Source organism: Gracilibacillus salinarum (genome assembly GCF_022919575.1).
In the GTDB taxonomy this organism is placed as follows: Bacteria; Bacillota; Bacilli; order Bacillales; family Amphibacillaceae; genus Gracilibacillus; species Gracilibacillus salinarum.
On the sequence record NZ_CP095071.1, the window covers coordinates 191,646 to 204,898 of the forward strand.

At 39.7% G+C, this 13,253-nt stretch carries 13 protein-coding genes and 1 other annotated feature; of the genes, 12 read left to right on the forward strand and 1 reads right to left on the reverse strand.

Translation table 11 applies throughout. The annotated features are described in order from the left end of the window. Window positions 1–935: 935 nt before the first annotated feature. Window positions 936–1,106 carry a YfhD family protein gene (locus tag MUN87_RS00905; protein WP_244744892.1) on the reverse strand — a complete coding sequence of 57 codons (171 nt, stop codon included), beginning with the start codon at window positions 1,104–1,106 and terminating at the stop codon, window positions 936–938. A gap of 134 nt (window positions 1,107–1,240) precedes the next feature. On the opposite strand from MUN87_RS00905, the gene MUN87_RS00910 reads away from it, so the two are divergent. From MUN87_RS00910 to MUN87_RS00965, 12 genes are all read left to right on the forward strand, one after another. Further along, entirely contained in the window at window positions 1,241–1,534 is a 294-nt protein-coding gene (locus tag MUN87_RS00910; protein ID WP_244744901.1) for a YlmC/YmxH family sporulation protein, read from the forward strand. 65 nt (window positions 1,535–1,599) lie between these two features. Next, window positions 1,600–2,400: a peptidoglycan editing factor PgeF gene (gene pgeF / locus MUN87_RS00915; RefSeq protein ID WP_244744910.1), complete on the forward strand. Its 801-nt coding sequence runs from the start codon at window positions 1,600–1,602 to the stop codon at window positions 2,398–2,400. Window positions 2,401–2,421: 21 nt separating this feature from the next. Then, the gene (locus MUN87_RS00920; RefSeq protein ID WP_244744920.1) at window positions 2,422–3,102 is read left to right on the forward strand and encodes a YggS family pyridoxal phosphate-dependent enzyme; all 681 of its coding nucleotides are present in this window, start codon (window positions 2,422–2,424) and stop codon (window positions 3,100–3,102) included. A gap of 13 nt (window positions 3,103–3,115) precedes the next feature. Then, a complete protein-coding gene (locus MUN87_RS00925) occupies window positions 3,116–3,562 on the forward strand; it encodes a cell division protein SepF (RefSeq protein ID WP_244744922.1) in 447 nt (148 codons plus the stop codon). Between the two features lie 8 nt (window positions 3,563–3,570). Then, window positions 3,571–3,837, forward strand: coding sequence for a YggT family protein (locus MUN87_RS00930; protein WP_244744924.1), 267 nt, complete (start codon window positions 3,571–3,573; stop codon window positions 3,835–3,837). Between the two features lie 31 nt (window positions 3,838–3,868). Beyond that, window positions 3,869–4,642 carry a YlmH family RNA-binding protein gene (locus tag MUN87_RS00935; RefSeq protein ID WP_244744939.1) on the forward strand — a complete coding sequence of 258 codons (774 nt, stop codon included), beginning with the start codon at window positions 3,869–3,871 and terminating at the stop codon, window positions 4,640–4,642. 84 nt (window positions 4,643–4,726) lie between these two features. Then, the gene (locus MUN87_RS00940) at window positions 4,727–5,242 is read left to right on the forward strand and encodes a DivIVA domain-containing protein (protein ID WP_244744954.1); all 516 of its coding nucleotides are present in this window, start codon (window positions 4,727–4,729) and stop codon (window positions 5,240–5,242) included. Between the two features lie 60 nt (window positions 5,243–5,302). Next, window positions 5,303–5,523: a binding site (T-box leader), on the forward strand. A 118-nt stretch (window positions 5,524–5,641) separates the two neighbouring features. Next, a complete protein-coding gene (ileS, locus tag MUN87_RS00945; RefSeq protein ID WP_244744963.1) occupies window positions 5,642–8,401 on the forward strand; it encodes an isoleucine--tRNA ligase in 2,760 nt (919 codons plus the stop codon). 891 nt (window positions 8,402–9,292) lie between these two features. Beyond that, entirely contained in the window at window positions 9,293–9,769 is a 477-nt protein-coding gene (gene lspA, locus MUN87_RS00950) for a signal peptidase II (RefSeq protein WP_244744970.1), read from the forward strand. Continuing rightward, window positions 9,766–10,680, forward strand: coding sequence for an RluA family pseudouridine synthase (locus MUN87_RS00955; RefSeq protein ID WP_244744972.1), 915 nt, complete (start codon window positions 9,766–9,768; stop codon window positions 10,678–10,680). The genes lspA and MUN87_RS00955 overlap by 4 nt, the downstream gene beginning before the upstream one ends. Window positions 10,681–10,883: 203 nt before the next feature. Continuing rightward, window positions 10,884–11,432: a bifunctional pyr operon transcriptional regulator/uracil phosphoribosyltransferase PyrR gene (gene pyrR / locus MUN87_RS00960; RefSeq protein ID WP_244747840.1), complete on the forward strand. Its 549-nt coding sequence runs from the start codon at window positions 10,884–10,886 to the stop codon at window positions 11,430–11,432. A 436-nt stretch (window positions 11,433–11,868) separates the two neighbouring features. After that, window positions 11,869–13,251, forward strand: coding sequence for a solute carrier family 23 protein (locus MUN87_RS00965; RefSeq protein WP_244744985.1), 1,383 nt, complete (start codon window positions 11,869–11,871; stop codon window positions 13,249–13,251). Window positions 13,252–13,253: the final 2 nt, after the last annotated feature.

Sequence of the window (13,253 nt, forward strand, 5' to 3'; positions counted from 1 at the left end):
GGTCAAGAAAGCATAAAAGTGCAGTCTAGTAATCATACTGAACATGAAGTTCAGTTCCTATAATATGGATTATGTTAAGGCTGGATGGCAAAACGGTCATTTTGAAATATTTTATCTGCGTTGCAAAGCTCCGGAAATAGGCTCCGCGTCCCAGCTAGGCTACTACTTGAACAGCATCTGTGCTGCCTTGTGCCGAGGAAGCTTGCTTAGAAGCAATTTTTGCAGACACAGGCACAAGTGAAGTGGATCATCAGCTCGCGCTGAGGCATGAGGAGTCTCCGCCTATTTCTTGCGCTAGAAGAAAGTGCTACAACGTATGGAACATCTAAAAGCAGTGGTTCTAAGGATTTTTCAATAGCTATTATATATGCATACGATCAATATGTTAGATCTTACAAAATTTGTAAAGTCCCAATTTTAGCGTAGGCCAACCACGGAGACTCCCGCGGGATTATGCAGGCGCTGAAGCTAACTTTGTGAAGCGCTCTTCTTCACAAAGTTAGCTTCAGCCGTGCCCCGCAGGACGCGGAGTGGTTGGCCGAAGCGGTATTCCAGCACATTAAATATCTCAATATGGTGGATGCTTGGCAGCGATGGCTACTTGACATAATCCATATTATAGGAAGTATTATATTAATTAATTCAATTAGGACCGGGCGGTTTATGCCCGGTTTTTCTTATAAGTCAAGAAAGTATAAATTTTGGGCTATATGATGTTCGCTGACAGAAACGGCCACGTCCGGCTCCAGCGCCCAGAGACTAGGCGACTTCGCGAAATCGCCCTACGATAAGTCAACATCGATTCGCAAGCTCACCGTGATTCCTTTATCTCAGTTGATGCCGTCCAGTCGCTACGTTCCTAAACGGGCGCTTGCGCTTTTCTTATACGATAAATAATTAATGTAACAACAGGCAGAACACTAGCCAAGTTTATTTTATGACTTCGCTCGCTTATCCGCTTGTTTACTACGCATTTGTGCTTCTAAGTCTTCTGCATCTGCTAATTCTGAGGAGAATTCTACATCAATACCATCTGTTTTTTCCTGCTTAGGTGTTTGGGCCAAACGATTTTTACCCGCTTTCTTCTTATGTTCATCTCTACCCACTTTTATCATCCTTTCGTTTACGAATACTATATTAGGTTGCGCATTTCAACAGAGAAGATAACCTATTTTTATTGCCATAAACACCATATTTTTTGTAAGTAGACATATATTGATATAAAGGAGGTAATGTATTTATGATCACATTATCGTCACTGCAGTTAAAAGATATTGTCTATATTGAAGATGGTACAAAGCTTGGCAATTTAACTGATATTGAAATTAATATCGATTTAGGGCGAATTTCAAACTTGGTTGTCGCCACTAAAACAAAGATGTTTGGCGTATTTGGAGAGTCACGAGAAGTAATTATCCCCTGGGAGCATGTAATGAAAATTGGCCATGATGTCATCCTGGTAAAAAAGAATGGCAGTTTTTCTACGATACCGGCTCTGCCAAAAGAAGACGATTCTTCCGCATATTCGCAATAAACGACATTGTCGCTGTTATGATCGCACAATATGTGATAAAATGAGGTAAAATAGGGAGGGGTATGATGACAGAACCCTTTGTACGACATGAACAGGAATCAATAGTTTGGATAGAACCATGGATGAATGGTGATAGAAAGATCATAGCAGGTTTTACGACAAAAGAAGGAGGGGTCAGTTTACCCCCTTATGATAGCAACAACCTAGGATTTCATGTTGAAGACAATCCTATGCACGTTTTGAACAATCGACAGTTACTTGCAGAGGCTATTTCTGCACCATTAGATCGTTGGGTATTGGCGGAACAAGTGCATGGAAGCAAGGTGCACATAGCAGAACAAAATGACAATGGCAAGGGAAGTCACTCTATGGATACGGCTATACCAGATGCAGATGGCCTGGTTACGATGGAGAAAGATTTGATCTGTGCTGCTCTATTTGCTGACTGCGTGCCGTTATTTTTTGCAGACAGGAAAAAAGGGATTATAGCGATTTCGCATGCGGGCTGGAAAGGTACCGTAAATAAAATCGCGCAGCAAACGATTAAATCAATGACAAAACTGTCTGCTGATCCAGCTGATATAGAAGTAGTAATAGGTCCAAGCATCTGTTCGTCCTGCTATGAAGTGAATGATCAGGTCATTCAGCATATTGCACCTGACTATCAGGAATGTTATGAGGGTGCAGATGGTCAATACCAGTTGGATTTAAAACAATTGAACCAGCAGATCCTGATCGAAGCAGGCGTATTACCAGCTCATATACACACAACATCGTATTGCACGTCACATGATAACTTGTTTTTTTCTCATCGACGTGACAAGCATCCGACAGGCCGTATGATCGGATTCATTGGTTTGGCCTAAAAGTGAGGAAGGAGTATGAACATGTCTGTAGCACAGAACTTAGCCGCAATCAACCAACAAATTAACCAAGCATGTGAGAAGACTGGACGTCATCCAGAAGACATCACGATTATAGGGGTGACGAAATATGTATCCGTTGACCGGGCTCAAGAAGCATTGGAAGCAACGATCAGTCATTTTGGTGAAAATCGAATCGAAGGACTATTAAACAAATATGAGCAAATCGGCAGTAAAGTGAATTGGCATTTCATTGGTACGCTTCAATCGCGGAAAGTAAAAGAAGTGATCGATAAAGTAGATTTTATTCACTCATTAGATCGAAAGTCTTTAGCAAAGGAAATTAACAAGCGGGCAGACAAGCCTGTTGATTGCTTTGTTCAGGTAAACGTCAGTGGGGAAGGGTCAAAACACGGACTTTCACCTGATGAGGTTGAGCCGTTTATCGAATCATTAGAAGGGTATTCTAATATTAGAGTAGTCGGTTTGATGACAATGGCACCGTATATGGGTGACGATAATCAATTAAGAGAAATATTTCGTTCGTTAAGAAAGCTCCGAGATCAATTGCAGCAAAAAGAACTTAGTCATGCACCATGCATGTATCTTTCGATGGGCATGAGCAATGATTATCAGATTGCCATTGAAGAGGGGGCAACCCATATACGTATTGGTTCAAGCCTTGTAGGACCATATGAAGAATAGAGGTGAATGAACGATGAGTATGAAAGGAAAATTCCGCAATCTTTTCGGACTCGAAGATGAAGAATATGAAATAGTAGAAGAAGAGCTCGAACAGGAATCTTCAGCTGAACCAGAACCAATGAGGAGAAGTCAGCGTAAAGAGGATAAAACAAATGTAGTCAGCTTATCTTCCGTACAAAAGAATACAAAAATGGTATTATGCGAACCTAGAACTTATAATGAAGTACAGGACATAGCCGATCATATTGTCAACCGCCGTTCTGTTGTCATTAACTTGCAGCGAGTAGATAATCAGCAGGCACGACAAATTATTGATTTTATGAGTGGTACAGTATATGCTGTATCTGGTCAAATAAAAAAATTAGGTTCACAGACCTTCTTGTGTACACCTGAAAATATCGAAATATCAGGCAGTATTACAGAAATAATGGAGGAAGTTGATCCAGAGCAAAGGTGGTAAACGATTCAATGTATATGTTATATGAGATATTATATTATGCTATGCAAGCTTATACGTATGCGATCATTATTTATATTTTAATGTCATGGTTTCCAGGGGCACGAGAATCCTCGATCGGCAATTTCCTTGGCTCCATCGTTGAGCCATATCTAGAGCCGTTCCGTAAAATCATTCCTCCTATTGGTGGCATGATTGATATTTCGCCAATCGTGGCATTATTTGTTTTACAATTTGCAATGCGTGGATTAGGATTTTTGTTTTTTAATCTGCTATAAATCCAGTATTACATAGACGACAGGTGATCAGATGGACCTTTATCAACACTTTAGAAAAGAAGAATACCCGTTTATTGATCAGGTTTTATCTTGGCGGGAGGAAGTTACAACTCGTTACCAACGCAAACTCATCGATTTTTTGCACCCTCGTGAACAACGAATACTCCGATCTATTATTGGAAATGATGAAGAATTATCACTTTCGTTTGACGGAGGCTGGGACCATGCAGAGCGTCAAAGAGCGATCCTGGCACCGTACTATGAAGAAATCGCCGATTCAGATTTTGAATTAGAGCTGCTGCAAGCGACTTTTCCAGACAAATTCGTGTCTATCGAACATCGGGATGTACTGGGTGCTTTTTTATCTGCTGGTATTAAACGAAAAAAAATCGGTGACATTGTGATCCATGATAATGTGATACAGATTCTTGTTACTGAAGATATATCAGCTTATCTCATTGCGAACATTACCGGTATTAAGAAGGCTGGTATTCAGTTTGAGAGAACGGCATTATCAGAGCGTTTAATTAGTCAGGATCAGTGGCAATCACGTACTGCTACATGTGCATCCTTACGTTTAGATTTGTTAATAAAAGAAATGTATCAGATGTCCAGACAACAAGCTTTAATACTTATAAAAAAAGGCTTTGTTAAAGTCAATTTTCAAACGATTGAGCAGCCTGCTTTTACTTTGGAAGAAGCGGATATGGTTTCGGTAAGAGGGAAAGGCAGATCACGAATTTCGGAATTACAAGGAATGACAAAAAAAGATAAATATAGAATTAATTACGAGAAATTATTATAATTTTTGCGAAAATTTTGCTGACTTGTCTAAAAAGTATGATAAGATAATGTATAAAAGTAAGACATCTATTAGGAGGTGGCCAATGTGCCTTTAACACCGCTCGATATTCATAACAAGGAATTCGCCAGAGGATTTCGCGGTTATGATGAAGATGATGTAAATGAGTTCCTTGATCAAGTCATTAAAGATTATGAAACAATAATCCGTGAAAAAAAGGAACTGAACGAAAAGGTCGAACATTTAAATGAGAAACTGAGTCATTTCTCAAATATCGAATCAACCTTGAATAAATCCATTCTGGTTGCACAAGAAACAGCAGAAGAAGTAAAAGAAAATGCCAAAAAAGAATCAAAATTAATTATAAAAGAAGCAGAGAAAAATGCCGATCGAATTATCAATGAGGCACTACATAAATCAAGATCTATTGCGTTGGAAGTGGAAGAATTAAAGAAACAAGCCAAGGTCTTCCGCACGAGATTGAAAATGTTAGTAGAAGCTCAGCTTGATCTTTTGGATAATAAGGATTGGGATGGACTCTTCGATATGGATTTTGATCAGGAAGAAGATGAAAAAGAACAAGAAGAATCGACACATTATTAAGCCTTGACGAAATAAGAATTATTACATATAATTCTTATTACAAACTTTTGATGATGTTAGTTAAATACTAGGATTGGGACAGTATATTAATGGATGCTAATATAGCGATTTAGGGATAGTGGAAGCCTAATTTAGTACGTTAATAGAAGATCACCCATGAGTAGTTACACTGAAATATAGTAAGTGTAAACGAATCATTCACGTTACGAATTGCTGAGTGGGCAGTAGGAAAATTTTTGCTGTCTATAAGGGTGGTACCGCGAGAACTCCTCGTCCCTTTTGGGATGAGGAGTTTTTTTATGGTCTGTTAGATTATGGAAATGGACCAAAGAGAATCATGCCACTATTTTATTCAGGTGAATGATAATTATCAACAGAAATTAAATAGGAGGATGCAATTTGGAATACAAAAAAACATTAAAAATGCCGCAGACAGATTTTCCAATGCGCGGTAATTTGCCGAACAAAGAACCGAAACTGCAAGAAAAATGGGATAGCGAACATCTCTATCAGCAAGTACAGCAACGTACAGAAGGAAGACCATTGTTCATTCTCCATGATGGCCCTCCTTATGCTAATGGTGATATTCATATGGGGCATGCATTAAATAAAGTATTAAAAGACTTCATCGTGAAATATAAATCGATGGCTGGCTTTCACGCACCATATGTTCCAGGCTGGGATACTCATGGTTTACCAATCGAACAGGCATTAGCTAAGAAAAAAGTAAACCGTAAGAAAATGACGGTGTCTGAATTCAGACAGAAATGTGCGGAGTATGCGTTGAAACAAGTTGATAACCAACGTACGCAATTTAAACAGCTTGGTGTAAGAGGGGATTGGGAAAATCCATATATCACACTGGATAAAGCATATGAAGCGTCTCAGATTAAAGTTTTCGGTGAGATGGCTAAAAAAGGCTATATTTATAAAGGTCGTAAGCCTGTATACTGGTCTCCATCTTCCGAGTCTGCATTAGCTGAAGCCGAAATTGAATATCAGGATAAACGATCTGCATCTATCTATGTCGCGTTCGATGTCAAAGATGGTAAACAGTTACTGGATGGTGACGAGAAGTTCATTATCTGGACGACAACGCCTTGGACGATTCCGGCGAACCTAGCCATCTCTGTTCACCCGAATTTAGACTATGCAGTAGTAAAGGAAGCAGGCTCTAAGTATATTGTTGCCCATGATTTACTGGAAGAAGTAAAAGAGCAATTAGAATGGCAGCAAGCAGAAGAAGTCAAAACCTTTAAAGGGCAGGATGCAGAATATGTTGTAGCACAGCATCCATTCTATGATCGTGAATCATTAGTTATTTTAGGCGAGCATGTTACGACAGATAGTGGTACAGGACTTGTCCACACTGCTCCCGGACATGGTGAAGATGACTTTATCATCGGGAAAAAATACGGATTGGATGTACTTTGTCCGGTAGATGAAAAAGGTAACTTTACGGATGAAGCGCCAGGTTTTGAAGGTCAGTTCTACGATGCGGCAAATAAAGTAGTAACAGAGAAACTTGAGGAAGCAAACGCATTGTTGAAGATGAATTTCATAACTCATTCCTATCCTCATGATTGGCGTACGAAGAAACCGACCATTTTCCGCGCAACTAGTCAGTGGTTTGCATCGATTAAAGATTTCCGTGAAGATATTCTTTCGGAAATCAAGCGAATTAACTGGTTGCCGGGATGGGGCGAAACAAGATTATTTAACATGGTTCGTGATCGTGAAGATTGGTGTATTTCGAGACAGAGAACTTGGGGTGTACCTATTCCTGTTTTTTATGGTGAAGATAAAACACCAATTATAAATGATCAGACCATTGAGCATGTAGCAGCATTATTTGAAGAGCATGGTTCCAATATCTGGTTTGACTGGGATGCGAAAGATTTACTTCCAGAAGCCTTCAGTTCAGAACATAGCCCGAATGGTGAATTCACCAAAGAAACAGATATTATGGACGTTTGGTTCGACTCCGGTAGCTCCCATCAAGGTGTACTTGAATCAAGGAAAGAATTACAGCGACCTGCTGATGTCTATCTGGAAGGATCAGACCAATATCGTGGCTGGTTTAATTCATCGATCTCAACAGCTGTAGCTGTAACAGGCAAATCACCGTATGAAACTGTTATTAGTCACGGTTTTGCACTAGATGGTCAAGGGCGCAAGATGAGTAAATCGGTAGGTAATGTCGTTGTCCCTTCAAAAATTATGAAACAATATGGTGCGGACATCCTTCGTTTATGGGTGGCATCTGTTGATTATCAGGCAGACGTTCGTATTTCTGATGAAATTATTAAACAATCTGCAGAAGGCTATCGAAAAATTCGAAATACGTTCCGCTTCCTGCTAGGTAATTTAGCTGATTTTAACTTAGAAGATAAAGTGTCTGACGAACAATTAGAAGAAATCGATCGTTATATGCTATACCGTTTGCAACAAGTGATCGAAAAAGCGCGTAATGCATATGATGCGTATGATTTCTCAACCGTTTATCAAACGATCCATCATTTCTGTACAATCGATCTAAGCTCTTTCTATTTAGATTTTGCAAAAGATATTTTATATATTGAAGCAGAAAATGATCATAGACGACGTAGCATTCAAACGGTATATCATGAAATCATTACGTCACTTGTTCAGCTGTTGACGCCGATTCTAACTCATACAATGGAAGAAGTGTGGCAATACATTCCTGGAGTAGAAGCAGCTTCACCACAGTTAACAGATATGCCAGCACCAAAAGAATTACCTGGCCAAGAGGCGTTAGCTGCTAAATGGTCTCAATTCATGGAAGTACGAGATGATATTCTCAAAGCATTAGAAGAAGCTCGTGCAGAGAAAACAATTGGTAAATCGTTAGAGGCAAGGGTAACGATAAAAGCTAATAACCAGGAGATTGCGACGTTATTGCAGGAAATTCCTTATTTACATCAGTTATTGATCGTTTCCCATGTTGAAGTGGTTGATCAACTGGAAGATGGTAAGCAATACGATCATGTCTCTGTTCATATTAATAAGCATGATGGCGAAACGTGTGAACGTTGCTGGGTTGTTGCGGATACAGTAGGCGAAGATCCAGACCACCCAACACTGTGCCAGCGCTGTGCACAAGTTGTCAAAGAAAATTATCAGGATTTAGCAGAGTAACCATCTGCCAGGAGGCTGGAACTACAGTGTTTCAGCCAAATTATAGCCGAACATCACACGAAATGTTGTTAGAATACATTCGTGAAATGTTCGGCTTTTTTAATGAATTGTATGGATATACTGTGAAGTAAGTTCTAAAACAGATCTAGAAAAAGTGTGAATCAGATGAATAGGAAAAACATTTTATTTCGATTTGGTCATTTTGATATTTTTAATGTGCTTGGCAAAGCTCCGGAAATAGGCTCCGCGTCCTGTGGGCACGGCTTCAGCTAGGCTACTACTTGAACTACTTCTTTGTTGCCTTGTGCCGAGGAAGCTCACTTCAAAGCGTTACTTGCAGACACAGGCACAAATGAAGTGGATCTTTAGCTCGCGCTGAGGCATGAGGAGTCTCCGCCTATTTCCTACGCTTAAAAGAAGTTCTACAACGTATGGAACAGCTAAAAGTAGTGGTGCTAGGCATCTTTTATCATAAAAATAAGAAAGAAAACTTGAGGATAGCACTCTGTATACTAGCTCCGGTATCCGTTGTAGAGTACAAAATATAGCGTAGGCCAACCACGGAGACTCCCGCGGGATTGTGCAGGTGCTGGAGATCCACTTTGTGAAGCGCTCTTCTTCACAAAGTTAGCTCCAGCCGTGCCCCGCAGGACGCGGAGTGGTTGGACGGAGCGGTATCCCAGCACATAATGTATGTCAAAATGATCTCAAGGTTAAACGAATGGATTACTTCGCAGTTTGTTTCTACTACTAAATAATTGTAACTAACACAGTGACTCTTTACATCCTCGATTTTTAGATACGAATTCTGTTCTGTCGCATCTGCTTTTTCATTTGAGCTATTAGTGGTATAATGTGAAAGGTATGTAAGAGAATAAGCGGAGGTACATTATGTGGCGAATATATCTTATAGCAATAACAGTTATCCTAGTTGATCAGGTCACCAAATATCTGGTTGTCGCAAACATGGAAATTGGCGATCGATTAACAGTAATTGAATCCTTTTTTTACATAACTTCTCACCGGAATTCAGGAGCAGCATGGGGAATTCTGCAAGGACAAATGGGATTCTTTTATATTATAACGATCATAGTCATTGGCTTTATCATTTTCTACATCCAGAAATTTGCAAAAGATAGCAAATGGCTAGGGATTGCCTTGGCATTCGTACTAGGTGGAGCAATTGGTAATTTCATTGACCGTTTGTTCCGGAAAGAAGTAGTCGACTTTTTCGATGTTTATATTGGAAGTTACGATTACCCGATATTTAATATCGCTGATTCAGCCTTAGTAGTTGGTGTCATTTTTATATTTATTTACACATTCTTTGATGAACGGAATCAAAAAAGGAGTAACACGAAAAAATGAGTGAGTTTTCTTATCTAGTAACAAATGAAGAAGCAGGCACAAGAATTGATAAATTATTGGTGAATTTAGTGGAGGACTACTCCAGATCACAAATAAAAACATGGTTTGATAAAGATCTAGTGTCTGTGAATGATAAAGCTGTAAAACAAAATTATAAATGCCAGGATGGCGATACAATCGAATGGCGGATTCCTGTTATCGAGCCACTGGGTGTGGAGCCGAACAATATCCCAATTGATATTGTTTATGAAGACCAAGATATTCTGGTGATTAATAAGCAGAGTGGAATGGTTGTTCATCCTGCTGCAGGGCATTATGAAGACACGTTAGTGAATGCTTTGCTGTATCATTGCGATGATTTATCGGGGATAAATGGTGTGAAACGACCAGGTATTGTGCATCGAATTGACAAGGATACTAGTGGTTTATTAGTTGTTGCGAAGCATGACAAAGCACATGAACGACTGGCAGAACAGTTAAAAGACAAGTCGATGAAACGGTCTTATAAAGCAATTGTGCATGGTGATATACCGCATGATTACGGGACGATTGATGCTCCTGTTGGCCGTAGTGAAAAAAATCGGCAACTGATGGCGGTAACTGAAAAAGGGAAGGATGCCGTGACGAATTTTGAAGTTATCGAACGATTACATGGTAAATTCACGTTTGTGAAGTGTATGTTAGAAACCGGAAGAACACATCAGATTCGGGTACATATGAAATATATTGGTTATCCTTTAGTAGGAGATCCTAAATATGGACAGCGAAAGACGATAGATGTAGAAGGACAAGCATTACATGCCTACCAATTAAAGTTCGTTCATCCGGTCACTGAAGAGCAAATGGAATTTGAAGCCCCGTTACCGACGAAATTCGAGCAAGTTTTAGAAAACATTCGTAAAAGCTATTGACTTTGTTAGTCGGATTTGTCATACTATAAACAGTTCATAAAGACCTTTTAAAACAGTCCCGTGAGGCTGAAAAGGAAGACGGTTGGCATAGCTATACCTATGCCCAGAATCCTTATTCTCTCACGGAGAATAAGGATTTTTTTATCATGTGTGATTTCAAATGGTCTAAGTAAGAATACAGGAATTAAAGAGAGGTTTTTATGATGAATAAAAAAGCGAATGTACTGGATGCTTCGGCAATGAGAAGAGCACTGACCAGAATTGCCCACGAAATATTAGAACGTAATAAAGGTGTAGACGGACTAATGCTTGTTGGGATTAAAACACGGGGAGTCCCAATTGCCAGACGACTGCAAGAGAGAATCAAGGATATTGAAGGAGTAGAAGTGCCAATTGGTGAATTGGACATCACCCTTTATCGAGATGATTTATCACCAGTTGCTGAACATCAGGAGCCACAACTCAATGAAACGAATTTACATGAGCAAGTATCAGGTAAAAAAGTGATTTTAGTCGATGATGTTCTTTACACAGGAAGAACAGTAAGGGCTGCGATGGATGCGATCATGGATCAGGGAAGACCATCACAGGTTCAGTTGGCAGTGCTCGTAGACAGAGGACATCGTGAATTACCAATTAGAGCAGATTTTATTGGGAAAAACATTCCAACCTCACAGGGTGAGATAATAACCGTAGAATTAGCTGAAATTGATCAGTCAGACAGCGTTAGTATATTTGAGAAAATAGAATAAGGACCTTTAAAAAAGTACAGAGATGCTTAAAAGGTTGCATTTTTGAGATACGTGTATCATTTTTAAGAACACGTCTGCCTCTTTGCGACCTAGCAAAGAGGTTTTTTTAATAAGTCAAGAAAGTATAAATTTTAGGCTATAGGATGTTCGCTGACAGAAACGGTCACGTCCGGCTCCAGCGCCCAGAGACTAGGCGACTTCGCGAAATCGCCCTACGATAAGTCATCATCGATTCGCAAGCTCACCGTGATTCCTTTATCTCAGTTGATTCGCTCCACTCGCTACGTCTCTAAACGGGCGCTTGCGCCTTTGTTCATATACAGAAGCAATTATATTATATATTCTTCATTGAAATGACAAAGTATAAGTAATAAGGTCTTTATCATTTGAGATAGCGACAAAATTTTTCTTTAAAACACAAGAGGGAGTTACAACAATGACAGACAAAAATGTAGTTTTAGATGTACAAGAAGTACCCAAAATTTCAAAATGGCTAATCTTTAGTATACAGCATTTATTTGCAATGTTTGGATCAACCATTCTGGTACCTTATTTGACAGACCTTTCAACAGCTGTTGCCTTAGTGTCAAGTGGATTAGGTACGTTAGCTTATATTTTTATTACCAAAGGGCAAATCCCAGCCTATTTAGGATCCAGTTTTGCTTTCATTACGCCGATTACCAGTGCAATGGCAATAGGTGGAACCGGAGGCGTTATGGTTGGGAGTTTTCTAGCGGGGATTGTTTATGGAATTTTGTCACTTTTGATCGCGGCATTTGGGACTGATTGGATTATCAAAGTATTACCCCCAGTCGTAGTAGGACCTGTCATTATTGTGATTGGTTTAGGCTTAGCTCCAACTGCTGTGGATATGGCAATGAACGTAAATGGTGAATACAGTGGCGTGCATTTCAGTGCAGCAGCTGTCACTTTACTGATTACCATTCTTGCATCACTACTTTTTAAAGGAATATTTGGTCTTATACCGATATTAATCGGGATTATTGGAGGATATACGTATTCCTTAGTGATTACAGCGATTACGGGTATTGCCGTGTTAGATACATCTGGTGTACGAGCAGCTTGGACACAAATTATATCGAGTAATTCGGTCGGAGAATTCTTCCAATCGCTTTTTCTTGTACCAGATTTCGTGATTCCGTTTGTGGATTATCAGCCATTTGAAGTATTGAATCTCTCCGTAGTATTATTGATGGTTCCGATCGCTGTTGTGACAGTAGCAGAACATATAGGCGACCAGATGGTTCTTTCAAAAGTTGCTGGTAAAAACTTTATCAAGAAGCCAGGTCTTCACCGTTCGATAATGGGGGATGGGGTCGCCACAATGATTGCATCATTCCTTGGAGGGCCGCCGAACACGACGTATGGCGAAAATATCGGCGTATTGGCCATTACTCGAGTATTCAGTGTCTTTGTCATTGGAGGAGCTGCAATTCTGGCTATACTGTTTGGATTTATCAGAATTATTACCGAAGTCATTAGTTCGATCCCAACCCCTGTAATGGGAGGCGTGTCAATACTGTTGTTTGGTATTATCGCTTCAAGTGGTCTGCGGATGTTAATTGACAATCAGGTGGATCTTGGGATCAAGCGTAATTTAGTCATTTCTTCGGTAATCTTAGTAATTGGGATTGGTGGAGCATATGTCAATATACCAATCGGAAATGGCCAGGTAGTTACGATTGCTGGTATGGCACTGTCTGCGTTTATTGGATTAATTTTAAATTTAATCCTGCCAGGAAAAGAAACAGGATATGGCAATGGCAGTATGTTCTCTTCACCTGAAGATGATCAATAAAT

Coding starts and splice junctions, on each gene's coding strand:
- MUN87_RS00965 (WP_244744985.1), top strand. CDS start 11,869: ATGACAGACAAAAATGTAGTTTTAGATGTACAAGAAGTACCCAAAATT.
- MUN87_RS00910 (WP_244744901.1), top strand. CDS start 1,241: ATGATCACATTATCGTCACTGCAGTTAAAAGATATTGTCTATATTGAA.
- lspA (WP_244744970.1), top strand. CDS start 9,293: ATGTGGCGAATATATCTTATAGCAATAACAGTTATCCTAGTTGATCAG.
- pgeF (WP_244744910.1), top strand. CDS start 1,600: ATGACAGAACCCTTTGTACGACATGAACAGGAATCAATAGTTTGGATA.
- pyrR (WP_244747840.1), top strand. CDS start 10,884: ATGAATAAAAAAGCGAATGTACTGGATGCTTCGGCAATGAGAAGAGCA.
- MUN87_RS00955 (WP_244744972.1), top strand. CDS start 9,766: ATGAGTGAGTTTTCTTATCTAGTAACAAATGAAGAAGCAGGCACAAGA.
- MUN87_RS00930 (WP_244744924.1), top strand. CDS start 3,571: ATGTATATGTTATATGAGATATTATATTATGCTATGCAAGCTTATACG.
- MUN87_RS00925 (WP_244744922.1), top strand. CDS start 3,116: ATGAGTATGAAAGGAAAATTCCGCAATCTTTTCGGACTCGAAGATGAA.
- MUN87_RS00920 (WP_244744920.1), top strand. CDS start 2,422: ATGTCTGTAGCACAGAACTTAGCCGCAATCAACCAACAAATTAACCAA.
- MUN87_RS00935 (WP_244744939.1), top strand. CDS start 3,869: ATGGACCTTTATCAACACTTTAGAAAAGAAGAATACCCGTTTATTGAT.